The organism is Nocardiopsis baichengensis YIM 90130, from assembly GCF_000341205.1.
GTDB lineage: Bacteria > Actinomycetota > Actinomycetes > Streptosporangiales > Streptosporangiaceae > Nocardiopsis_A > Nocardiopsis_A halophila.
The window spans coordinates 30,676-52,594 of the sequence record NZ_ANAS01000001.1; the positions used below are offsets into that span (position 1 = coordinate 30,676).

Below are 21,919 nucleotides of genomic sequence, written 5' to 3' on the forward strand. Positions count from 1 at the left end.
CTGAGAGTTAGGCAGGTGAAGGCCGCGGGGGCGGCCGGGCCCGAACAGGGCCCGGCCGGCCTTCGCGGCCGGATACGTTGGTCACTTATCTTCTTCGTCGCCTCGGCGCCGGCGTCCTGCTGCTCGCCATCGTCACCCTGGTGACCTTCCTGATCTTCTACGTGGTGCCCCGCATGGCCGGGCAGACGGTCCAGCAGCTGGCCACGATGTACGTGGGCAAGGCGCCCACCGAGGAGGCCATCCAGGCCACCATCGACCGCCTCAACCTGGACCAGCCCATCGCGTTGCAGTTCTGGGAGTTCATCAAGGGCATCTTCGTCGGCGCCACCTACACCTTCGGCGGGCGCGAGGTGGTCTGCTCCGCGCCCTGCTTCGGCTACTCCTTCCAGAACTACACCGAGGTCTTCCCCGAGATCGTCAACCGGCTCCCGGTCACCTTCTCCATGGCCATCGGCGCCGGTGTGATCTGGCTGGTCGGCGGCGTCTCGGTGGGCGTCGTCTCGGCCATCAAGAAGGGCAGCATCTTCGACCGGCTCAGCATGGGCCTCGCCCTGGCGGGCGTCTCCCTGCCGGTGTTCTTCACCGGCCTGCTGTCGCTGGCCTTCCTGGTGCACGCCTGGGGCCTGTTCGACACCCCGCGCTACACCCCCTTCTTCCAGGATCCGATCGCCTGGGCGACCGGGCTGTTCCTGCCCTGGGTGACCCTGGCCTTCCTGCACGCCGCCCAGTACGCCCGGCAGACCCGGGCGGGCATGCTGGAGACGATGGGCGAGGACTACATCCGCACGGCGCGGGCCAAGGGCCTGGCCGAGTGGAAGGTGATCCTCAAGCACGGCCTGCGCCCCACGCTCACCCCGATCGTCACGATCTTCGGTCTGGACATCGGCCTGGTGCTGGGCGGTGCGGTGCTCACCGAGACCGTCTTCTCCCTCAACGGCATCGGCCGCTACGCGGTCCAGGCGATCATCTCCCAGGACCTCCCCGTGATCCTGGGCGTCACCCTGTTCGGCGCCTTCTTCGTGGTGGTCTGCAACCTGATCGTCGACCTGCTCTACGCCTGGGTGGATCCCCGGGTGCGGGTGTCCGGCTGAGTCCCGGCCCTTCCAGCAGAACTTCCGCTCCCCGCGCCGCCGCCGGCGGCCGGGGCCCGACCCGAAGGAATCACCGGCAATGACGACCACGGGCACAGGACAGGACGCCGCCGGGCCGGCGGTGCTCGTCCAGGACCTCTCCATCACCTTCCCGACGATGGACGGCGACGTCCACGCCGTCGACGGGCTCTCGTTCGAGGTGGCCCCCGGCGGCGCCCTGGGCATCGTCGGCGAGTCGGGCTCCGGCAAGAGCGCCACCTCCCTGGCGCTGATGGGCCTGCACCGCGGCACCCGGGCCAGGATCGCCGGGCGGCTGGAGGTGGCCGGCAACGACATGGTGGCCGCGAGCGACGCCCGCATCCGCCAGATGCGCGGCAACGACATCGCCATGGTCTTCCAGGACCCGATGTCCTCGCTGCACCCGCAGTACACCATCGGCAACCAGCTGATCGAGGCCTACCGGACCCACCGGCCCAAGTCCACGCGCGCCGAGGCCAAGGCGCGCGCGGTCGAGGCCCTGGACCGCGTGGGCATCCCCGAGCCGACCCGGCGCGTCAACTCCTACCCGCACGAGTTCTCCGGCGGTATGCGCCAGCGCGTGGTCATCGCCATGGCGCTGATGTGCGACCCCAAGGTGCTGCTGGCCGACGAGCCGACCACGGCGCTGGACGTGACGGTGCAGGCCCAGATCCTGGACCTGCTCGACGACCTGCGCACCGAGCTGGGCATGGCGCTCATCCTGGTCAGCCACGACCTGGCGGTGGTCGCCGGGTCGGTCGACGAGGTGCTGGTCATGCAGAAGGGCAAGGCGGTCGAGCGCGGCGAGGTGCGCAAGGTCCTCGCCGAGCCCGAGCACCCCTACACCCAGGCCCTGCTGGCGGCTGTGCCGCGGGTGGAGGTCTCCCGCGCCCAGCGCCGGGCCCAGGTCCGGGCCGACCGGGCCGCCGGGGAGGGCGGCGACGCCGCGCCGGCCGGGCGCACCGGCGCCACGGCGCTGCCCGAGGCCGACGGGTCCTGGAACCCCGACACCGACCCGCTGCTGTCGGTGGACAACGTGCGCATGCGCTTCAAGGTGCGCGGCGGCATGATGGGCAAGAGCACCGACTTCTACGCGGTGGACGGGGTCTCCTTCGACCTGCACAAGGGCGAGACGCTGGGCGTCGTGGGCGAGTCCGGGTCCGGCAAGTCGACCCTGTCGCGCATGGTCATGCGGCTGCTGGAGCCCACCGAGGGCAAGGTCCTGTTCGAGGGGCGCGACATCACCCACATCTCCGAGCGCAAGCTGCGGCCGCTGCGCCGGGACGTGCAGATGGTGTTCCAGAACCCCTACTCCTCGCTCAACCCGCGTCTGACGATCGGCGACAGCATCGGCACCGCGCTGCGGGTGCAGGGCGAGTCCGACGGCAAGCTGATCAAGCGGCGCGTGCAGGAGCTGCTGGAGCGGGTCGGCCTGGAGCCGCTGCACTACAACCGGTTCCCGCACGCCTTCTCCGGCGGTCAGCGGCAGCGCATCGCGATCGCGCGGGCGCTGATCCTGCGGCCCAAGCTGGTGATCTGCGACGAGCCGGTGTCGGCGCTGGACGTGTCGACGCAGGACCAGGTGCTGCGCCTGCTGTCGGAGCTGCAGGACGACTTCGACCTCACCTACATCTTCGTCGCCCACGACCTGGCCGTGGTGCGCCAGGTCAGCGACCGCGTCGCGGTGATGAAGAAGGGAAGGGTCGTCGAGCTGAGCGACAGCGACTCGGTCTACGAGGCCCCGCAGGACGAGTACACCCGCTCGCTGCTCAACGCCGCCCCGGTCCTCGACCCGGACGAGGCGCGCGAGCACCGCGCCGAGCGGGTCCGCCTGCGCGCGGGCAAGGGCGAGGCGGCCTAGGAGCCGCCCTGGGGCCGGCGCGGTTCAGCGGCCGCGCCGGTCCCGTTCCGGGCGGCCGGGGAGGCGAGGGCGGCGGCGATCCCCCAGGCGCCGATCACCGTGTTCCAGAACATGACGATGCCGAGGGTGGCGAAGAAGCCGTTGAGCGCCGCGGTGCGCTCGGGGTCCCCGGTGAACAGGACCAGCCCGAGGAGCACCCCGGCGCCGAGCGCGCACCCGGCGGTGGTGCGCAGCCAGGCCGCCGCCTCGCGGCGCACGGCCGCCGCGCCCGCCTTCGGCGGTTTCGGGGGCGGCGGGCCGCCGGCGAAGCGGTGGGCGAAGCGGGCGTCGGCCCACCGGATCACCGGGTGCCCCCAGGCCACGGTGAACCCCAGGTACAGGGCGCCCAGGCCGTGACCGGTGTCGGCCTGCGCCCCCGAGGCCAGGTGCAGGGCGATCGCCGCGAGCAGCACCACGTCCAGCACGGGTACGAGCAGCAGCAGGACCGTGCTGAGCGTGCGCAGGCGCAGCAGGTAGCGGACGGCCAGGCCGCCGAACAGCAGGACCCAGAACAGGGCCTCGCAGGCGAGGATGAACCCCACGATCATCGGTGTGCCCCCCGGTGTCGTCGATGGTGCCGGACCGAGCATCGCGCGGGCGCCCGCCGCGCGCATCGGCGCGGGGAGGAGACCGCCGTACGACCTTCGCTGTACGCCCGCGGGCCGTGTTCGTGCTGGGATGGAGCCGTGACCACAGGACTGCGCCGGGCCCTGGCGGAGAAGGGCGTACTGCTGGGCGCCGTCCACCGGGACCGCCGGGTCCTCGGCGGGCGGCTGTACCTGGGCAGCGCCGTGTGGGCCGCGGTGCACCTGTCGATGGGCGTGCTGCTGTGGGCGCTGGGCGCCTACGTGCACCGCGACGGCACCGCTCCGGCGGTCCTGCTGGCGACCGTGGCCGTGATGTGCGCGCTGATGCTCCTGCGCCGCACCGCCCCCGGGGCGGCGCTGGCCGCCGGGACCGCCGTCCTGGCCGTCGACACGCTGTTCGGGCCCTCCAGCGGGGTGTACCTGGCCTACGGCGACCTGCTGTACGCGGCGTGCGTGTGGGGGCGCAGGCGCAGCGCGTTCGGCGCGCTGAGCGCGGTGGCCGCCGGCGGCGCCGCCGTGGTGGCCGCCGGGGGCTGGCTGTACGCGGCCGGGCAGGTCGACGGCGCGCTGGCCTACCTGCAGCTGATCGGGCTCTACGTGATGGTGTTCGCGCTCCCGGTGGTCGCCGGGTGGAGCGTGCGGGAGCACCGGGGGCGCGCCGACCTGGAGCGCGAGCGGGCCGAGGAGCGGGTGCGCATGGCCGAGCTCGACCGCGCCCGCGCGGTGGCCGAGGAGCGGGCCCGGGTGGCCCGGGAGCTGCACGACGTCATCGCCAACCACATGAGCGCGGTCGCGGTGCAGTCCACGGCGGCGCTCTCGCGCGAGCCGTTCGACCCGGAGCTGGTGCGCCGGGTGCTGGTGGTGGTCCGGGACAACAGCGTGCAGGGACTGGAGGAGATGCGCAGGATGATCGGGGTTCTGCGGGCGGGGGAGGCGCCGGCCGGGGAGCGGATCACGCCGCGGGTCGGCGAGGCCGACCTGCTGGTGCGCACCGCCCGGGAGGCGGGGCTGGAGGTGGAGGTGCGCGAGCGCGGCGACCGGGGGCCGCTGCCGCCGCAGGTGGACGCGGCCGCCTACAGGATCCTCCAGGAGGCGCTGACCAACGCGCTGCGCTACGCGGACCCGCCGCGGGTGCGGGTCGCTCTGGACTACCCTCCCGCCGGGGGCGCGGACCGGCTGGTGGTGGCCGTGGAGAACCCGGTGGCGGGCGCCGCGCCGCCCGACCCGCTGGGGGCGGGGATGGGACTGGTGGGCATGCGCGAGCGGGCGGACCTTCTGGGCGGGGTGTTCTGCGCGGGGCCGTCCGGGGACGGGCGGCTGTGGCGGGTCCGGGCCGAGCTGCCGGTGCGGACGGAGGCCGGGCAGTGATCAGGGTCGTGGTGGCCGAGGACCAGTGGGCGGTGCGCTCGGGCCTGGTGATGATCCTGGACGGCGCGCCGGACATCGACGTCGTGGCCGAGGCCGGCGACGGCGAGGAGGCGGTGGCCGCCGTGCGGCGCACCCGCCCGGACGTGGTGCTGATGGACGTGCGCATGCCCCGCAAGGACGGCATCGCCGCCGCCCGCGAACTGGCCGGGAGCGGGACCGACGTGCTGGTGCTGACCACCTTCGACCTGGACGAGTACGTCTTCGGGGCGCTGCGGGCCGGGGCGGCCGGGTTCCTGCTGAAGAACATCGAGGCGGACGCGCTGGTCGAGGCGGTGCGGGTGGTCGCGCGCGGAGAGGGGATGATCGCTCCGGCGGTCACGCGGCGGCTGATCGCCGAGTTCGCGGTCCCGCCGGGGCGGGAGGCCGACCGGCCCGACCGTCCCCAGGTGGCGCCGGAGGCCCTGGAGCAGCTGACGGCCCGGGAGCGGGAGGTGCTGCGCTGCGTGGGCGAGGGCCTGTCCAACCGGCAGATCTCCAGGAGGCTGGGGATCACGGAGACCACGGCGAAGACGCACGTGAGCCGGATCCTGGCCAAGCTCGACCTGCGGAGCCGGGTCCAGGCGGCCATCGTCGCCCAAGAGGCCTCCGACGGAGTCTGAGGGGCGGCCTCACGACGTGTCGGGGCCGACACCTGTCCACGCCTTCAGCAGCCTCTCCAGGCCCTCGGCGAAGGCCTGCTCGTGGTCGAGCGTCGTCTCCCGCAGTGCGGTGACCGTGGGGAAGCGGCCGTCGAGGCGGGCCGGGTGGGGGCTCTCCAGGCCGCCCGCCCGGACCTCGTGGACCACGGCCCCGGTCACGTACGACTCCAGCGCCGCCGCCGCGTTCACGATGTCGCGGCCCTCCAGGCCGGCCTCGGTGAAGGCGGCGTACTGCAGCTCCAGGGAGCGCACCGCGGCCTCGGTGTCGGGGCGGCGGTTGATCAGCAGAGGGAGGGCGCCTGAGTGCTTGAGCAGGGCGGCGCGGTAGTCGTAGGCCCACGATCGCAGTCGCTCGTCCCAGGGGCGCTCGTCGGCCTCTTCCTCGTCGGCCTCCCCTTCGGCTGTCCCGTCGTCAGGGGATTCCTCGGTGTGCGCCTCGGCCCGCTCCCGGTGCACGTCGGTGATGTACTCGGCGATGGCCTCGAAGAGCTGCTCCTTGCCGAGCGGGAAGTGGTGGTAGACCGCCATGGCCTCCACCTCCATCGAGTCGCCGAGGCGGCGCATGGTCAGCCGCCGCAGCCCTTGGCCGTCGATGATGCGCAGTGCTTCGACGATGATGCGATCGGTGCTCAGACCGGCGTTGTTTCGGCTCACGGGCGCCACTCTAGATCTACTCAGTAAAGGTCCGCCACGGAGACGCGGATCCGCCTCGCCGTCGTGATCCCCGACACACTACAGTTGTGGGGCGATCGGCACGAGCACGATGGGGAGTGAGCATGGGTCTGTTCGGCCGCAAGGGCGACGAGGACGACCAGCGCCGCCTGAGCGAGGACCGCGAGCACGCGGAACGCCTTCCGGAGCTGATGAAGGCGGTCGCCGAGGCCGAGTCGGCGCTCGTCGCCGCCCACGAGGACGGCGCGGACGTGGAGGAGGTCAGCCGGCTGGGCAAGGCCCTGGACGCCGCCCTGACCGACGCCGCGCGCGCCGCCTACGCCCAGGAGCGGGTGCTGGTGGGGGCGCGGGGCTACTCCGACCGCCTCTACCGGCGCAAGCGCCTGGCCAAGCCCGAGATCCGCGTGGCCACCGAGCGCGCCGAGCGCCTGCTCACCGAGCGCGAGCGGCACCGCCTGCACGGGATCGAGCGGGTTCCCCGCCGCCCCGCCGGGGTCTGAGGTGCGCCGCCCCCTCCCCGATGGCAGGATCGGGGAGGGGGTGGCGGACCGGTGTCCGGGCGCCCCGGCGGCCCGTCGGCGAGCGTCGGGCCGCAGTGGCTGTGGGCCCCGGCGACCGCCGGGAGGACCGGACCGAGGACGGCAGGACTGGCAGTGGCGACCGAAGTCCCGGACTTCATCGACATCGACCCGGATTCGCGGGTCCCTCCCTACGAGCAGATCCGCGCCGCGATCGCGAACGCGGCGGCCGAGGGGGAGATCCCGGTCGGGTACAGGCTGCCCACGGTGCGCTCGCTGGCGGGCGGGCTGGCGGTGGCGGTCAACACGGTGGCGCGGGCCTACCGGGAGCTGGAGCAGGCGGGCGTGCTGGAGACCCGCGGCCGCTCGGGCACGTTCGTGGCCGCGGGCGGCGACGCCCAACGCGCGGAGGCGGTCGCGGCCGCGCGGGTCTACGCCGAGGCGGTCTCCCGCCTGGGCCTGGACCGGGAGGAGGCCCTGGACATCGTCGCGGCCGCCCTCCGCCAGGCGGAGGGCGGCCGCTGAGCCTTCCGCGCCTCGTGTGCCGGGGCCCTCAGGCGGGTCCGTCGTCCAGGAGGCGGGGCGCCACCTCGCTGATGGTCAGTTCCAGCTCGTCCAGGGTGGTGGACCCGTGCAGCAGCAGGACCAGCTCCTGCGTCCACACCTCGTGCAGAGCGCGGGCCAGGAGCCGGGAGCGGGCGCTGGGCGCCTCCGCGGCCTCGGGGCCGTAGGCGCTGTAGAGCACGACCGAGGTGAGGCGGTCCTGGACGGCCGAGCGCCAGTCCACGACCGAGGCGTCGGCGGAGTTGGCGGCGCGCAGCATCGCGTCGGCCAGTTCCGGCTCGCGCATGATCCAGCGGGCGGTGCGGACCAGGACCGAGGCGGCGCGCTCCCCGGGCCGGTCGCCGATCAGGGGGCGCCGGCGGATCGAGTCGTCCAGCGAGGCGATCTCGTCGGCCAGGACGGCCACCATCAGGTGCGTCTTGGAGGGGTAGTAGCGGTACAGCGTGGCCAGGGCGACGTCGGCGCGCTCGGCCACGTCGCGCATGTGCACGCTCTCCAGTCCGCCGCGTGCGGCCAGTGCGGCCGCGGCCCGGAGGATGCGGGCGCGGCGCCGCCGCTCGTTGCGCTCGCGGGCGGTGAGGTTCTGCTCGGCGGGCTGGGCGCTCACGGTCTCCCCGGGGTGCGGTGGGGGCGGCGTCGCCCCCTGGGCCGTCGTACCGGACCCACCATAACGGCCGCGGGGGCGCCGGCCTGCGCTCAGCGGCGGCCCAGGCCGATGACGGAGACGATGTAGACCAGGAGCAGCCCGAGCCAGGCGAGGGCCACGCCGCCGAGGCCCATGATCCCGCCGCTGATGGCGGTGAGGGGGATCGCGGTCACCATGGCGATGATCCCCACGATCAGCCGCGGGCTCTTCCACTGCTCGTCGTAGCTCATCCGCTGCGGACGCTGCTGCGCGGGCTGCTGTGCGGCGGCCACGTGCTCGCGCACGCGGGCGTCGATGGCGGCGTCGAGCTTGTCGGCGAGCGAGGCGGCCACGGCGTCGTCGTAGTCAGGGCCGAGCTCCCGACTGGTCTGCAACGCGGCGGAGACCTCGTCCTTGGGGGCGCGTGGTGTGGCGGGCTGCCCGGGAGTCTGCGAAGTCATGCCTCGATTGTCGCTCAGCGCGCGGCCGCTGGGCAGGGGCGGCGGTGCATCCCAGGGGGGAGTCAGGGTCTTCCCTGAGGGAAGGCGGGGCGGGTGCCCTGCGAGGGCCCCTGAAAAGGCCCCGCGCCCGCCGTGGGGCGGGCGCGGGGCCTTGTATGCGGTTTCTGGGAGGCAGGGTCAGCTGGCGAAGTCCAGCAGCTGCTGGGCGCGGCTGGGGTGCCGCAGCTTGGACAGCGACTGCTTCTCCAGCTGCCGGATGCGCTCCCGGGTCAGGCCGAGGTGCTTGCCGATCTCGTCGAGGGTGCGCGGGCGCCCGTCCATCAGGCCGAACCGCAGCGACATGATGGTGGCCTCGCGCGGCTCCAGGTCGTCCAGTGCGCGGCGCAGCTGGTCGGCCATGAGCTGGCGGTCGACGACCTCGGAGGCCTCCGAGGCGTCGATGTCCTCGATCAGGTCGCCGATGCGGGTCTCGCCGTCCTCGCCGATCGTGGAGTCCAGGCTGATCGGCTGGCGGGTGACCCGCAGCAGCTCCTCGATCTGGGCCGGGGTCTTGTCCAGCTCGTGGGCCAGCTCGTCGGGGGTGGGTTCACGCCCCAGGGTCTGGTGCATGTCCCGCTCCAGGCGGCTGACCTTGCTGAGCAGTTCCAGCACGTGGACGGGCAGGCGGATGGTGCGCGCCGAGTCGGCGAATCCGCGCTGTATTGCCTGCCGGATCCACCACATGGCGTAGGTGGAGAACTTGTAGCCCTTGGCGTAGTCGAACTTCTCCACGGCGCGGATCAGCCCGAGGTTGCCCTCCTGGACCACGTCCAGCAGGGACATGCCGCGGTCGCTGTACTTCTTGGCGACCGAGACCACCAGCCGCAGGTTGGCCTCCAGCATGTGCTGCTTGGCCTGGCGGCCGTCCTCGGCCACCCACTCCAGCTCCTCGCGCTCGGCCGCGTTCATCGCCGCGGACTCGGCACCGGTCGGCGGATCGTGCGCCTCGGGCAGCTGCCCCAGGCGGTACTCTGCGTACAGACCGGCCTCGATGCGCTTGGACAGGTCCACCTCCTGCTCGGCCGTGAGCAGCTGGCGGCGCCCGATGGCCTTGAGGTAGGTGTGCACCGAGTCGCCCATGGCGGGGGACTGGTCGTCGAGGTCGACCTCGACCTCGGCCGCCTCGGTGCCCTTCCCGCGCGCCTCGTCCTTGGCCGTGTCGAGGGCGTCTTCGAGCGCCTCGTCCTCGGTGTCGGCGTCGACCGCCTCCACCGTCGCGGCATCGTCGCCCCCGTTGGCGAGCCGCACCCCGGAGTCGGTGAGCTCCCGGAGGATGGAGCGCCCGTCGGCCGGGCTGATGCCGGCCTCGGTGAACGCCGCGCGCAGCTCCGACAGGGACAGGTGTCCCTGGGAGCGCCCCCGGGTGATGAGCTCGTCCAGCGCCGCGGACGCGGCCGCGGCGCCGCCCGCGGTGTCCGGGGTGTCCGCCACCGTGGGAGAAGTGGCTAGGGCAGTGCGCGTCATGAAGGCACCTCCCTCCCTTCCAAGACCTGTGGCACGCGGCGGCCTGGATCCGCCGTCTTGGCGCGCCAATATGTCTAACGTGTCAGAGAGTCAAATGTTCCCGGTCTCGATTGGATATCGCCGGTCGTGGTTCAGGTCACGGCCTAGGGTTCTGCGGGACGGTGGACCGCGCGGCGGACGGGACGTCCGGCCGCTGCCGGCCCCTTCGCGACGGCGGGTACCACTCCCCCCGTGGACGGATCCGGACTTCCGCGCCGACCGGGCGCCCTCGGGCGCCGAACAGAGCGGTCTGCCGTGTAGACGCCCGCAGGGCGCGATGAGTTCCCCCGATTCGCCGGATCCGTCCGACCGCTCATGATCATGCTGCCCGCGCGCGGGCGCGTCAATCGCGGACGTCCGGCGGGGTCCTCAGCGCGGCCAGGTCGGTCTTTCCCGAGGGCAGCAGGGGCAGGCGGGGGCGCAGGTCGAGTTCGCGGGGGGCGGCGTAGGGGGCCAGGCGGGCCCGGACGGCGGCGCGCAGCTCCTCCAGGTCGGGCGGGGCGTGGGGGTCGGCGGGCACGACGACGGCGGTGACGCGCTCGCCCCACTCGGGGTCGGGGCGGCCCACCACGGCGGCCTCGGCGACCGCGTCCAGGCCGGCCAGCACCCCGGCCACCTCGCCGGCCACGACCTTGTGGCCGCCGGTGTTGATCACGTCGTCGGCGCGGCCGCGCACCCGGACCCGCCCGTCGCCGTCCACCGACCCCAGGTCGCCGGTGCGCAGCCAGGCCGGCCCGTCGCCGTCGCGCACCAGCGCCGAGGCGGTGTCCCCGGCGGGTCCGCGGTAGCCGGAGAACAGCACCGGCCCGGACAGCAGGATGCGCCCTTCGGCGTCGGTGCGGGCGCGCACGCCCTCCAGCGGCCGGCCGTCGTAGACGCACCCGCCGCAGGTCTCGCTCATCCCGTAGGTGGTGACGATCCGGCCGCCCGCCTCGCGGGCGGCGCGCAGCAGCGGGCCCTCGGCGGCGGCGCCGCCCAGCAGGACGCTGCCGAACAGGGACAGGTCGGCCCCGGCGGCGAGCAGGCGGCGCAGCTGGGTGGGGACCAGCGACACGTGCGGGCGGTGCTCGGCGGCCGCGGCCATGACCGCCTCGGTGTCGAAGGGCGTGTGCAGCGGCTCGGTTCCCCCTTGCAGGGCGCGCAGCACCACCAGCAGGCCCGAGATGTGGGCGGTGGGCAGGGTGCACAGCCAGCGGTCCCCGGGCCGGGCGCCGATCCGCTCCAGGGAGGCGTGCGCCGAGTGGCGCAGGGCCGCGGCGGAGAGCAGCACGCCCTTGGGTGTGCCGGTGGACCCGGAGGTGGCGATGGTCAGGGCGGTGTCGTCGGGGACCGGTTCGGCGCCGGGCAGGGGCCGCACCCCGTCGGGGGTGTGCAGGGCGGCCGGGCGCAGCGCGTCCAGCAGGGCGCGCACGCGCGGCTCGGGCAGCGCGGGGTCGATCGGCAGAAGGGCCGGACCGCTCCCGTCGAGCGCGGCGGCCAGGAGTTCGCTCAGGCGCGCGGGCTCGGGGCCCAGGAGCGCGTGCAGTCGTCGTTCCGGCACGTCCCCCGAGGGTAGCCCACGGTGGCGGGCGTGCGGCCGCGCCCCCGCGGGCTACTAAGCTCATCCGACGTACCGTCCGGTACCGGGAGTCGCCCGGGCCGGCCGGCACGGCGCAATGGCCGACGTCTGGCTAGAGGAGATGACGACATCGTGAGTGGCGTGAAGTGGCAGCGGTCGGGTGAGTACTCCGACATCATCTACGAGACCGCCGAGGGCATCGCCAAGATCACGATCAACCGGCCGGAGGTGCACAACGCCTTCCGCCCCCAGACGCTGTTCGAGCTGCAGGACGCCTTCAACGTCGCCCGCGACGACTCCGGGGTCGGCGTGGTCATCCTCACCGGCGCCGGCGACAAGGCCTTCTGCTCCGGCGGGGACCAGAAGATCCGCGGCGAGGACGGCTACATGGGCGACGACACGGTGGCCCGCCAGGGGATCGGCCGGCTGAACGTGCTCGACCTGCAGGTGCAGATCCGCCGGATGCCCAAGCCGGTGGTCGCCATGGTCGCCGGCTGGGCGATCGGCGGCGGCCACGTGCTGCACGTGTGCTGCGACCTGACCATCGCCGCCGACAACGCGCGGTTCGGCCAGACCGGACCGAAGGTCGGCTCGTTCGACGGCGGGTACGGCTCCTGGCTGCTGGCCCAGACCGTGGGGCTGAAGAAGGCCCGCGAGATCTGGTACCTGTGCCGCCAGTACACCGCGGAGGAGGCCCAGGACATGGGCCTGGTCAACACCGTGGTGCCGCTGGAGCGCCTGGAGGAGGAGACCGTGGCCTGGGCCCGGGAGATGCTGGAGAAGTCCCCGCTGGCGCTGCGCATGGTCAAGGGCGCGATCAACGCGGTCAGCGACGGCGCGGCGGGCATGCAGCAGTTCGCCGGTGACGCCACCATGCTCTACTACATGAGCGAGGAGGCCCAGGAGGGGCGGGACGCCTTCAAGGAGAAGCGGCGGCCGGAGTTCGACCGCTTCCCCCGCCGCCCCTGAGCCGGGCCGAGGGGGAGGGGGCCGCGATGGCCGGGACGGCCGAGCGTGACGCGGCGGGGCGGGCGTTCTCGATCCCGATGAGGACGCGCTTTCGCGGCGTGCGGGCCCGGGAGGGCCTTGTCGTGCGCGGGCCGGCGGGGTGGGGCGAGTTCTCGCCCTTCGCCGAGTACGGGCCCGCCGAGTGCGCCCGGTGGTGGGCCGCGTGCCGCGAGGCGGCCGAGGAGGGCTGGCCCGAGCCGGTGCGCGACGGCGTTCCGGTGAACGTCACGGTCCCGGCGGTGGGGCCGCAGGAGGCGGCGCGCATCGTGGCCGCCGGCGGCTGCCGCACCGCCAAGGTCAAGGTGGCCGAGCGCGGCCAGGACCCCGCCGAGGACCTGGAGCGTGTGGAGGCGGTGCGCGACGCGCTGGGCCCTTCGGGCCGGATCCGGGTGGACGCCAACGGCGGCTGGGACGCCGACACCGCCGTGCGGATGCTGCGCGCGCTGGACCGGTTCGAGCTGGAGTACGCCGAACAGCCGTGCCCGTCGCTGGAGGAACTGGCGCGGGTGCGGCGCCGCTCGGGGGTCCCCGTGGCGGCCGACGAGTCGATCCGCAAGGCCGAGGACCCGATGCGGGTCCGGGCCGCCGAGGCCGCCGACATCGTGGTGCTGAAGGTCCAGCCGCTGGGCGGAGTGCGCCCCGCTCTGCGGGTGGCCGAGGCGTGCGGGCTGCCCGTGGTGGTCTCCAGCGCGGTGGAGACGTCGGTGGGCATCGCCGCGGGGGTGGCCCTGGCCGCCGCGCTGCCGGAGCTGCCCTATGCCTGCGGCCTGGCGACGGTGCAGCTGCTCCGGTCCGACGTGTGCGCCGAGCCGATGCTCCCGGTCGGCGGGGTGCTTCCGGTGCGTCGGCCGGAGGTGGACCCGCGTCTGCTGGAGGCGGTGGAGATCGCTCCTGAGGGCTGGAGGGACCGGATGTCGGCCGCCCGTGCGGCGGCGCGGGGGTGTGGCGCCGCCTGAGCGGGGAACAGGCGTTGGCACGCCCGCACCTCCGGTGCGCCGGCGCACCGTCCGTTCAGGGAGGCGGGGAACCGGGCGCGGACCGGACTCCCGGGGCCCTTGGGCGGTGGCAGACAGGGGCGGTGGGGTTCGCACCGCACGGCCCTGAGGGCTGTTCTCAGGTCGCGAGCGATCCGTCGCCATTCCTTTCGGCCCGGTCCCGGGGCCGGGAAAGTGGGGAGTTTCGCACCCGCGGGGGGACCATGCGGCGGCGGTGGGCCGTTGCACCCGATAGGGGGTTCGGCGGAGGTTCCGCCGGTACTGTCCTGAAGACGACTACGTGAGAGCTGTTCTGCATGAATCCTTCGACCGCGATGGCGCGGGTCCTCGTCGATGAGCTCGCCCGCTGCGGGCTGGCCGAGGCGGTCGTCGCCCCGGGGTCGCGCTCGACCCCCTTGGCGCTGGCCCTGGTCGCCCACCCCGGCGTGCGCGTCCACGTGCGCATCGACGAGCGGTCGGCGGCGTTCTGCGCGCTGGGCCTGGCGCGCGCCTCGCGCCGCGCGGTCGCGCTGGTGTGCACCTCGGGCACGGCGGCTGCCAACTTCCACCCGGCCGTGATGGAGGCCGACCACGCCGGGGTGCCGCTGCTGGTCCTGACCGCCGACCGGCCGCCCGAGCTGCGCGCCACCGGCGCCAACCAGACGGTGGACCAGATCCGCCTCTACGGCCCCGCCGTGCGCTTCTTCGCCGAGGCCGGGGTGCCCGAGCCGGTGCCGGGCATGGTCGCCTACTGGCGGTCGCTGGCGTGCCGCGCCTGGGCGGCCACCGGCCCCGACCACCCCGGGCCGGCCCACCTCAACCTGGCCTTCCGCGAGCCGCTCGTGCCGGACCAGTGGCCGGACGCCCCGGAGTGGCCCGAGCCGCTGGACGGGCGCGCCGAGGACGCGCCGTGGTTCACCGGGCCCGCCGTGCCGGGCGCGCCCGAGCCGGTGCGGGCCCCCGCCGTGGAGCGGGGGGGGATCGTCTGCGGCGACGGCGACTACGACCCGGTGCCCTTCCTGGCGCTGTCGGCGCGCACGGGGTGGCCGCTGCTGGCCGAGCCCACCTCCAACGCGCGCCGCGCCGAGGCGGCCTCCGCCTACCGGGAGCTGCTGGCCAACCCCGCCTTCGCGCGTGAGCACGTGCCCGACCTGGTGGTCAGCGTGGGGCGCCCGGGCCTGTCCCGGCAGCTCCTGTCCTATCTGCGCAGTGCGCGGCGGCACATCGCGGTGGGCGACCCGCGCCATTTCGCCGATCCGGTGCGGACCGCCTGCCAGGTGGTGCCGGCGCTCGCGGCGCCCGAGGGCGCCGACCCGGACACCGCCTGGGCCGCGTCCTGGAGGCGGGCCGAGGCGGCGGCGCGCGCGGCCGTGGACGGGGTGCTCGACGCCGAGGAGGCGCTCAGCGAGCCCCGGCTGGCCCGGGACCTGGCCGCGCAGCTGCCGAACGGGTCACTGCTGTTCGCCGGGTCGAGCATGCCGATCCGCGACCTGGACGCCGCGATGGCCTCCCGCTGCGGGGCGCGCATCATCGGCAACCGCGGGGTGAGCGGCATCGACGGCACGGTCTCCACGGCGGTGGGCGCGGCCCTGGCCCACCAGGCCGACGGCGGCGGGGGCGCCTTCGCCCTGCTGGGGGACCTCGCGGTGCTGCACGACCAGAACGGCCTGGTCATCGGTCCGGGCGAGCCCAGGCCGGACCTGGCGGTGATGGTGGTCAACAACGACGGCGGCGGCATCTTCTCCGGCCTCGAGCAGGCGGGGCACCCGGACTTCGAGAGGGTCTTCGGCACGCCGCACGGGGTGTCGATGGAACGGGTGGCGGCCATGGCCGACGTCGGCTACACGCGCCTGGAGTGGGCGAGCGACCTGCCCAAGGCGCTGCTCGGCGAGGGGCTGCGGCTGATCGAGGTGCGCACCGGCCGGTCCGACGCGGCGGCGCTGCGCGCCCGCATCCAACAGGCCGTGGACCGGGCCCTGGAGGGATGACCCGCCCCGGGCGCCTGAGGTGCCCCCGGGGCGGCAGGGTGCTCCCTGCAGTGGTCGGGATCCGTTCCCACCACAGCCCGACACGACCGGCGACGGCCGCCTAGGGGTTCGTGGGGTCGTTTCCGTCGGCCGTGTTCCGCGGTGCCTCAGTCCACGTCGAGCACGGCCTTGCCGCGCAGGCGGCCTTCGAGCAGTGCGCGGGCGGCCTCCTCGTGGCGGGTCCACGGGTCCCGCCGGACGATGCCCGGGTCCAGGCGGCCCGAGGCGACCTCGGCGGCGAGCCAGGACAGGTCGCCGGAGAAGTCCGGGACGGGCTCGCCCAGCAGGTAGAACGTGCGGATCGACCGGTCGTGGCGGCCGCCGTAGGCGTTGAGCGCGTCGGTGGGCAGGACCGCGGCCGCCTCCGAGGAGCGGCCCACGTTGACCAGCGTCCCGCCGGCCTCCAGGGCGGCGAAGGCGCTCACCAGGGCGGGCCCGCCGACGTTGTCGACCACCCCGGCGACCGGTTCCCGGACGTCCGCGGCGTCGGAGCGGACCTCGTCGGCGCCGAGCGCTCGCAGGACCTCAGCGGATGCCGGGTCCCTGCTGATCGCCACCACCTGGGCCCCGGCGCGCGCGGCGAGCTGGACGGCGAACCGTCCGACGCCGCCGGTCGCGCCGGTGACCATGACCCGGCGGCCCACCAGCTGCCCCAGGCGCCGCAGCACGTGCAGGGCGGTGAGTCCCGCGACCGGGAGGGCGGCGGCGGCCCCCGGGTCGGCGCCGTCGGGCACGGTGCCGAGCATGGACGCCGGCACCGCCCGGAGCCGGGCCCACCCCGCATGGCCGAGGGTGACGACGCGGGCGCCCTCCGGCGGCCCCGACCCGTCGGCGGCGGGGCGGACCACCACCCCTGCCGCGTCCCAGCCGATGACCGTCCCGTCCGGCGCCTCACCCCGGGCGGCGTCGGCGACCTCCCCGTAGTTGAGGGAGACGGCCTCGACCCGCACCAGGGCCTCGTCCCGCTCGGGGACCGGGTCGGGCACCTCGGCCATGGCCAGGCGGGTGGGGGCGGCGTGGTCGATGACGAGTGCGCGCATGTCGCTCCTTCACGAAAAGTGCCACAGAGTGGCATTTGCGCTTCCGGAGCATACGCCACGTTTCGGCGGCCGCGCTACACTGGCTCCGATGACGCCCTCCGACCCGCCCGCCTCGCTGCGCGAACGCAAGAAGGTCCGCACCCGCCAGGCGCTGGCGGACACCGCCGTGACGCTGTTCGGCGAGCGCGGATTCGACGCGACCCCGCTCGACGAACTGCTCGAGGCCGTCGAGGTGTCGCGGCGCACCTTCTTCCGCTACTACCGCTCCAAGGAGGACGTGGCCCTCACCGCCGCCAAGGAGCTGTGGAGCGTCTTCCTGGAGGTCCTGGACGAGGCCGAGGGGCCGAGGACCGGACCGCTGCGCGACGTCTTCCGCGACACACTGCTGGCCGCGCTGTCGCGGATGGACGAGGACTGGAACCGCCGGTTCCGCACCACCCTCCGGCTGACCGCCGAGTCCCCGGCGCTCGAGGGCCACTCGCTGCACCACTGCGCCGAGGTGCAGACGGAGTTCCGGAGGCGGCTCGACGCGCCGGACGGCCTGGAGCTGCGGCTGCTGGTCGAGTTCTGCGTGGCGGCGTGGAGGAGCGCCCTGGACGAGTGGCTGCCGGCCTGCGAGCCAGGAGAGCTGCCCGGGCACGTCCGCCGCGCCTTCGCCGGCATGGACGCCGCCCTGCACCTGGAGGCGTAGGGCGGGGCACAGGGTGTCGCCGGTCACGGCGCTGGTACCGTCGCCCCCATGGCCTACATCCTCCACATGACCGAGCACGCGCGGTGGCAGGAGGGGGGCGACATCACCGCCGAATCCCTGGACACCGAGGGGTTCGTGCACGCCTCCCCGGACGAGGCCACGCTCCTGGCGGTGGCCGACGCCTTCTACCGGGGGACCGACGAGCAGATGGTGGCCCTGGTCGTGGACAGCGGGATGGTGGACGCGGAGGTGCGCTGGGAGGCGCCCGCGCCGGCGCCGCCCCCGGGGGTCGGCCCGGACGCGCGCTTCCCCCACGTGTACGGCCCGATCCCGCGCCGCGCCGTGGTGGGGGTGCGCTACCTGCGCCGCGACCCGTGGGGCGGCTTCACCGGCGTCGACCGGCGCAGCCCCACCGCGGAGGCGCTGGACCTGCTGCCGCACCCGGAGGGCGGCTGGTACCGCCAGACGTGGCGCGCCCCGGTGCGCACCGAGCCGGAGGGCTACCCGGGGCCGCGCGACGCGGCCAGCGCCATCCACTTCCTGCTCTGCCCGGGCGAGGAGTCGCGCTGGCACCGGGTCCGCTCGGACGAGCTGTGGGTGTTCAACCGGGGCGGGCCGCTGCGGATGCTGCTGGGCGGGACCGGGGACGAGCCGCAGGAGGAGCGCCCGCAGGTGCTGGGGCCCTACGTCGAGGCCGGGGAGCGGCTCCAGCTGCTGGTCCCGGCCGGCACCTGGCAGGCGGCGCGCCCGCTGGTGGGCGAGGAGGCGCTGGTGACCTGCATCGTCGCCCCGGGGTTCGAGTTCGCGGACTTCGAGGCCCTGCGGGAGTGAGCGCCGCCGGGCGCGGGCCCCTTCAGCCGTCGGTCAGGGCCTCGCGCATGACGCGGAACTTGGAGTCGGCCTCGGCCAGCTCGGAGCGCGGGTCGGAGTCGGCCACGATGCCGCAGCCCGCGAACAGGCGCGCCCGCGACCCCGACACCTGTGCGCAGCGCAGCGCGATCGCCCACTCGCCGCGCCCCTGGCCGTCGACCCACCCCACCGGGCCCGCGTAGCGCCCGCGGTCCATCCCCTCCAGCTCGGCGATGAGCTCCACCGCCGCCCGGGTGGGGGTGCCGCCCACCGCCGCCGTGGGGTGCAGGGCGCCCACCGCGTCCAGCGTCGAGACCCCCGCGCGCAGCCGGGCCGAGGCCGGCGAGGCCAGGTGCTGCACGTTGGCCAGCCGCAGCAGCTCGGGCGACGACGGCGCCGAGACCTCCTCGGCCAGCGGGTCCAGCGCCGCGCGCAGCGAGTCGATCGCATAGCGGTGCTCCTCGGCGTCCTTGGCCGAGGAGAGCAGGTCCCGGGCGAGTTCGGCGTCCTCGGCGGCGGTGGCGCCCCGGGGGCGGGTCCCCGCCAGCACCAGCGACTCCACCCGGTCGCCCGCGCGGCGCAGGAGCAGCTCGGGGGTGGCGCCCACCAGGCCGTCGACCGCGAAGGTGTAGCAGTCGGGGTGGGCGGCCGCGAGCCGCCCCAGCAGGGTGCGCACGTCGATGCCGCGCTCGGCGTCGGCGAGCGCGTCGCGCGCCAGCACCGCCTTGGCCAGGCCGCCGGCCCGGATGCGCTCCACCGCCGCGCCCACCGAGCCGCACCACTCCTCGGCCGTGCGCGAGCCCGGGCCCCAGGTCAGCGGCCCCACCGGGCGCAGCGGCGCCCCCGGTGCGGTGAGCGCGCCGGGGTGGCCGCCCGGCCGGTGCGCGCCGATGGTGGTCAGCCAGGTGCGCCCGTCCCGGCGCCCGGCCACCACGCTGGGCACGACCAGCACCGATCCCGGCGAGCGCGCATCGAAGGTGAAGGACCCGAAGGCGACCGGTCCGGTCCCCGGCAGGTCGATCGCGTCGTCGACCTCGGCCCCGGAGAACAGCTCCCGCACCGCCTCGGCGGCCCCGCCGAAGCGGTCCGCCCCGTGCGGCCCGGCCTCGGCGGGCGGCTCCACGCGGGCCGCCTCGCCCCAGGCGACCAGCCCCTCGCCGCCTCGGAGCCAGCACAGGGGCGCGGCGGGGGGCAGGTGGGACAGCAGGGAACGCCGGTCGCGCAGCTCGACGGTGCGGACGACCAGGCGTGACGGGGATGCAAAGGCGACACTCACGACATTCGAGTCTAGGGAGTCGGCGGAGAGGGCGTGCCCATCTGCGCGGATCCGGGGACGGGTGTGACGGAGGCGCCGCTAGGCTGTCCCGGGAATCGGTGGAATCGGCGGAACGCGGGGAAAGGCGGGCACGGGGGACATGCGGAGGCTGTTGCGCTGGGCGGCGACGGCCGCGGCGCTGCCGGTGCTGGCGGCGTGCACGGGGACGCCTCCCGAGGACGCGGGGCCCGCGGAGGCCGGCGCCGACGCCCGGCCGATCCCCGCCGAGTGCGAGGCCGCGGCCGATCTGCCCAAGCGGCAGATGCGCGGGGTGTGGCTGACCACGGTCCGCAACATCGACTGGCCCTCCGAGCCGGGGCTGGAGGCCGAGGAGCAGAAGGAGGAGCTGCGCGCGCAGCTCGACGACGCCGCGGAACTGGGCCTCAACGCGGTCTTCTTCCACGCCCGGCCCACCGCCGACGCCGTCTACGCCTCGGACAAGGAGCCCTGGGCGCGCTACCTGACCGGCGAGCAGGGGGGCGACCCGGGCTACGACCCCCTGGAGTTCGCCGTCCGGGAGGCGCACGCGCGCGGGCTGGAGCTGCACGCCTGGTTCAACCCCTACCGCGTCGGCTGGAAGGACCCCGACCTCGACGGGCTGAGCGGGGACCACCCGGCCGTCGAGCACCCCGACTGGCTGGTGGAGTACGACGACCAGGGCTGGCTCGACCCCGGGCTGCCCGAGGTGCGCGAATGGGTCACCGGCGTCGTCATGGACGTCGTGGACCGCTACGACGTGGACGGGGTGCACTTCGACGACTACTTCTACCCCTACCCGGCCGGCGGCGAGGAGTTCGACGACGACGCGAGCTGGGAGGAGTACGGCGACGGAGGGGACCGCGACGACTGGCGGCGCTCCAACGTCGACGCGCTGATGGCGGACGTGCACGCGGCCATCGAGGAGTCCGAGCCGTGGGTCCGGTTCGGGGTGAGCCCCTTCGGCATCTACCGCAACGCCGACAGCGGCCCGGGCGGCTCCGACACCGAGGGCCTGGAGTCCTACTCGGCCCAGTACGCCGACACCCGGGCCTGGATCGAGCAGGGCAGCGTGGACTACCTCGTGCCCCAGCTGTACTGGGAGCGCGGGTTCTCCGCCGCCGACTACGAGGTGCTGGCGCCCTGGTGGGCCGAGGAGGTGCGGGGCACGGGCGTGGACCTGTACATCGGCCAGGCCGCCTACCGCGTCGGCGAGGACGGCGAGAAGGCCTGGGAGGGCGACGGTGCGCTCGCCCGCCAGCTCGACTTCAGCGGTGGGCTGCCCGAGGTGGGCGGCGACGTGTTCTTCTCCATGCAGGACCTGCGGGGCCGGGCCCAGGGGGCGATGGAGCGGCTGTCCGAGGACCACTACGCCCTGCCGGCGCTGCCGCCCCGGGCCGAGGGCGGTGAGGGGCGCCCCGACCCGGTCGGGGGGCTGGGGGCCGAGCGCACCGGGGACGGCGGCGTCCGGTTGTCGTGGGACCCGGTCGAGGGGGCGCGCTCCTACGCCGTGTACCGGGTGGCGGGGGACGGGGCCGACGACCCGTGCGCGCTGGCCGGCCGCGACAACCTGGTGGGCGTCGTGGGGGCGGGGGACGGGCCCTCGTTCACCGATGCCGCCGCCGGTGCCGCCGAGGACGGCTCCGGGGGCGGCGATGAGGGGCTGCGCTACTTCGTGACCGCCCTGGACCGGTACCGCACCGAAGGCGCGCCGGGCGAGGGCGAGGCGGTCGCCGCCCCGACGGGGTGAGCAGGACCGCACCCCGCGGTCAGGAGGGAATTCCCCGAACCGGATGACAGCGGACCCGCTCCCGGATAGAAAAGCGGGTACCGGGGGCGGGGCCGCCGTATCACCGGGGCGGTCCGGCGCTCCCCCTGCCGTTGCGAAAGGTGGCGCCATGGCTCTGCGCGAATACGAGGAGCGGATCCTGGCCGCGATCGAGCACCGCCTCAGCGAGGACGACCCGGTCCTGGCGGGGCGCCTGCAGTCGTTCGGCGACGGTGACCCCGGATTGTCGGACCGGCCCGCAGACGGCGACCTGAAGTGGCGGGCCTGGCTGGTCTGCGCGATCGTCGCGGCGATGGTCCTGCTCATGGTGCTGGGACTGCTCCTGCTCGCACCCCCGGCCGAGGCCCCGGCGGGCCCCGGGGAGCAGCAGGACGTGGACGTGGTCAGCGCCGTGGGCGGCTCGGCCCGGTGACCCGGCCCCGCCCGCCGGAGCGGCCCGACCCCGGTCCACTGGGGCGGGAAGGACCGCCTCCGGTCACACTGCCGGTCGGGAACGCCCTGGCTCCTGAGATGTGTTCCTGGGGGACTCCGAGACGGGACCGGCCGTCCTCGCGGCCGACATGTACAGCCTGGTGACTCGCCCCTGCCCGAGGCGGTGTCGGATCTGCGCCGTAGGGCGGGGCGTCGGCGGCCTTCGCCCGGTAAAGC

Annotated in this window: 21 protein-coding genes; 13 read left to right on the forward strand and 8 right to left on the reverse strand. The window is 74.8% G+C overall.

Annotated elements, in window-relative coordinates:
- Window positions 1-77 precede the first annotated feature (77 nt).
- Both C892_RS0100130 and C892_RS0100135 read left to right on the forward strand, forming a co-directional pair.
- Window positions 78-1,091, forward strand: coding sequence for an ABC transporter permease (locus tag C892_RS0100130; protein ID WP_017537263.1), 1,014 nt, complete (start codon window positions 78-80; stop codon window positions 1,089-1,091).
- 79 nt (window positions 1,092-1,170) lie between these two features.
- Window positions 1,171-2,970: an ABC transporter ATP-binding protein gene (locus tag C892_RS0100135; RefSeq protein ID WP_017555497.1), complete on the forward strand. Its 1,800-nt coding sequence runs from the start codon at window positions 1,171-1,173 to the stop codon at window positions 2,968-2,970.
- Here C892_RS0100135 and C892_RS0100140 read toward each other — a convergent pair.
- Entirely contained in the window at window positions 2,967-3,557 is a 591-nt protein-coding gene (locus C892_RS0100140; protein WP_017555498.1) for a hypothetical protein, read from the reverse strand. The two genes, C892_RS0100135 and C892_RS0100140, sit on opposite strands and share 4 nt — an antisense overlap.
- Window positions 3,558-3,695: 138 nt before the next feature.
- Here C892_RS0100140 and C892_RS0100145 point away from each other — a divergent pair, with 138 nt between their 5' ends.
- Together C892_RS0100145 and C892_RS0100150 are read left to right on the forward strand one after the other, a co-directional pair.
- Window positions 3,696-4,964 (forward strand): sensor histidine kinase, encoded by a 1,269-nt coding sequence (locus tag C892_RS0100145; protein WP_017555499.1) that lies wholly within the window; start codon window positions 3,696-3,698, stop codon window positions 4,962-4,964.
- A complete protein-coding gene (locus C892_RS0100150; RefSeq protein WP_017537267.1) occupies window positions 4,961-5,623 on the forward strand; it encodes a response regulator in 663 nt (220 codons plus the stop codon). Before C892_RS0100145 ends, C892_RS0100150 begins: the two co-directional genes overlap by 4 nt.
- A gap of 9 nt (window positions 5,624-5,632) precedes the next feature.
- On the opposite strand, the gene C892_RS0100155 is transcribed toward C892_RS0100150, so the two are convergent.
- Entirely contained in the window at window positions 5,633-6,325 is a 693-nt protein-coding gene (locus C892_RS0100155; RefSeq protein ID WP_017555500.1) for a TetR/AcrR family transcriptional regulator C-terminal domain-containing protein, read from the reverse strand.
- A 113-nt stretch (window positions 6,326-6,438) separates the two neighbouring features.
- Here C892_RS0100155 and C892_RS0100160 point away from each other — a divergent pair, with 113 nt between their 5' ends.
- Window positions 6,439-6,834: a hypothetical protein gene (locus C892_RS0100160; protein ID WP_017537269.1), complete on the forward strand. Its 396-nt coding sequence runs from the start codon at window positions 6,439-6,441 to the stop codon at window positions 6,832-6,834.
- Window positions 6,835-6,987: 153 nt separating this feature from the next.
- On the forward strand, window positions 6,988-7,377 hold the full coding sequence (locus tag C892_RS0100165) for a GntR family transcriptional regulator (RefSeq protein ID WP_017555501.1): 390 nt from the start codon (window positions 6,988-6,990) through the stop codon (window positions 7,375-7,377).
- Between the two features lie 28 nt (window positions 7,378-7,405).
- Here C892_RS0100165 and C892_RS0100170 read toward each other — a convergent pair whose 3' ends face one another.
- The 4 genes from C892_RS0100170 to C892_RS0100185 form a co-directional block, all read right to left on the reverse strand.
- Entirely contained in the window at window positions 7,406-8,023 is a 618-nt protein-coding gene (locus tag C892_RS0100170) for a TetR/AcrR family transcriptional regulator (RefSeq protein WP_017555502.1), read from the reverse strand.
- Between the two features lie 89 nt (window positions 8,024-8,112).
- Window positions 8,113-8,436: a hypothetical protein gene (locus C892_RS0100175; protein WP_017537272.1), complete on the reverse strand. Its 324-nt coding sequence runs from the start codon at window positions 8,434-8,436 to the stop codon at window positions 8,113-8,115.
- 243 nt (window positions 8,437-8,679) lie between these two features.
- Window positions 8,680-10,005, reverse strand: a complete 1,326-nt coding sequence (locus C892_RS0100180) for an RNA polymerase sigma factor (RefSeq protein WP_026124043.1) — start codon at window positions 10,003-10,005, stop codon at window positions 8,680-8,682.
- Between the two features lie 382 nt (window positions 10,006-10,387).
- Entirely contained in the window at window positions 10,388-11,584 is a 1,197-nt protein-coding gene (locus C892_RS0100185) for an AMP-binding protein (protein WP_017555503.1), read from the reverse strand.
- A gap of 147 nt (window positions 11,585-11,731) precedes the next feature.
- Here C892_RS0100185 and menB point away from each other — a divergent pair, with 147 nt between their 5' ends.
- The 3 genes from menB (at window position 11,732) to menD (ending at window position 15,572) form a co-directional block, all read left to right on the forward strand.
- Complete coding sequence (menB, locus tag C892_RS0100190; protein ID WP_026124044.1) at window positions 11,732-12,571, forward strand: 1,4-dihydroxy-2-naphthoyl-CoA synthase; 840 nt, start codon at window positions 11,732-11,734, stop codon at window positions 12,569-12,571.
- Between the two features lie 26 nt (window positions 12,572-12,597).
- Window positions 12,598-13,566, forward strand: a complete 969-nt coding sequence (locus tag C892_RS0100195; protein ID WP_017555505.1) for an o-succinylbenzoate synthase — start codon at window positions 12,598-12,600, stop codon at window positions 13,564-13,566.
- Window positions 13,567-13,901: 335 nt separating this feature from the next.
- Window positions 13,902-15,572, forward strand: a complete 1,671-nt coding sequence (gene menD / locus C892_RS0100200; protein WP_026124045.1) for a 2-succinyl-5-enolpyruvyl-6-hydroxy-3-cyclohexene-1-carboxylic-acid synthase — start codon at window positions 13,902-13,904, stop codon at window positions 15,570-15,572.
- Between the two features lie 146 nt (window positions 15,573-15,718).
- Here the strand turns inward: menD and C892_RS0100205 are convergent, their stop codons facing one another.
- Window positions 15,719-16,651: a zinc-binding dehydrogenase gene (locus tag C892_RS0100205; protein WP_017555507.1), complete on the reverse strand. Its 933-nt coding sequence runs from the start codon at window positions 16,649-16,651 to the stop codon at window positions 15,719-15,721.
- 88 nt (window positions 16,652-16,739) lie between these two features.
- Here C892_RS0100205 and C892_RS0100210 point away from each other — a divergent pair, with 88 nt between their 5' ends.
- A complete protein-coding gene (locus C892_RS0100210; RefSeq protein ID WP_017555508.1) occupies window positions 16,740-17,342 on the forward strand; it encodes a TetR family transcriptional regulator in 603 nt (200 codons plus the stop codon).
- 48 nt (window positions 17,343-17,390) lie between these two features.
- Window positions 17,391-18,173, forward strand: a complete 783-nt coding sequence (locus C892_RS0100215; RefSeq protein ID WP_017555509.1) for a cupin domain-containing protein — start codon at window positions 17,391-17,393, stop codon at window positions 18,171-18,173.
- Window positions 18,174-18,195: 22 nt separating this feature from the next.
- Here the strand turns inward: C892_RS0100215 and C892_RS0100220 are convergent, their stop codons facing one another.
- Window positions 18,196-19,467 (reverse strand): isochorismate synthase, encoded by a 1,272-nt coding sequence (locus C892_RS0100220; RefSeq protein ID WP_017555510.1) that lies wholly within the window; start codon window positions 19,465-19,467, stop codon window positions 18,196-18,198.
- A 139-nt stretch (window positions 19,468-19,606) separates the two neighbouring features.
- Here C892_RS0100220 and C892_RS28290 point away from each other — a divergent pair, with 139 nt between their 5' ends.
- Window positions 19,607-21,232, forward strand: coding sequence for a glycoside hydrolase family 10-like protein (locus tag C892_RS28290; protein ID WP_017555511.1), 1,626 nt, complete (start codon window positions 19,607-19,609; stop codon window positions 21,230-21,232).
- A 148-nt stretch (window positions 21,233-21,380) separates the two neighbouring features.
- A complete protein-coding gene (locus C892_RS0100230; protein WP_017537283.1) occupies window positions 21,381-21,683 on the forward strand; it encodes a DUF3040 domain-containing protein in 303 nt (100 codons plus the stop codon).
- The last annotated feature ends 236 nt before the right edge of the window (window positions 21,684-21,919 follow it).

What these genes read in the sequence shown, in the direction of transcription:
- C892_RS0100135 (WP_017555497.1), top strand. Translation starts at nt 1,171, where the DNA reads ATGACGACCACGGGCACAGGACAGGACGCCGCCGGGCCGGCGGTGCTC.
- C892_RS0100140 (WP_017555498.1), bottom strand. Translation starts at nt 3,557, where the DNA reads ATGATCGTGGGGTTCATCCTCGCCTGCGAGGCCCTGTTCTGGGTCCTG.
- C892_RS0100160 (WP_017537269.1), top strand. Translation starts at nt 6,439, where the DNA reads ATGGGTCTGTTCGGCCGCAAGGGCGACGAGGACGACCAGCGCCGCCTG.
- C892_RS0100180 (WP_026124043.1), bottom strand. Translation starts at nt 10,005, where the DNA reads ATGACGCGCACTGCCCTAGCCACTTCTCCCACGGTGGCGGACACCCCG.
- C892_RS0100195 (WP_017555505.1), top strand. Translation starts at nt 12,598, where the DNA reads ATGGCCGGGACGGCCGAGCGTGACGCGGCGGGGCGGGCGTTCTCGATC.
- menD (WP_026124045.1), top strand. Translation starts at nt 13,902, where the DNA reads ATGAATCCTTCGACCGCGATGGCGCGGGTCCTCGTCGATGAGCTCGCC.
- C892_RS0100205 (WP_017555507.1), bottom strand. Translation starts at nt 16,651, where the DNA reads ATGCGCGCACTCGTCATCGACCACGCCGCCCCCACCCGCCTGGCCATG.
- C892_RS0100210 (WP_017555508.1), top strand. Translation starts at nt 16,740, where the DNA reads ATGACGCCCTCCGACCCGCCCGCCTCGCTGCGCGAACGCAAGAAGGTC.
- C892_RS0100215 (WP_017555509.1), top strand. Translation starts at nt 17,391, where the DNA reads ATGGCCTACATCCTCCACATGACCGAGCACGCGCGGTGGCAGGAGGGG.
- C892_RS28290 (WP_017555511.1), top strand. Translation starts at nt 19,607, where the DNA reads ATGCGGAGGCTGTTGCGCTGGGCGGCGACGGCCGCGGCGCTGCCGGTG.
- C892_RS0100230 (WP_017537283.1), top strand. Translation starts at nt 21,381, where the DNA reads ATGGCTCTGCGCGAATACGAGGAGCGGATCCTGGCCGCGATCGAGCAC.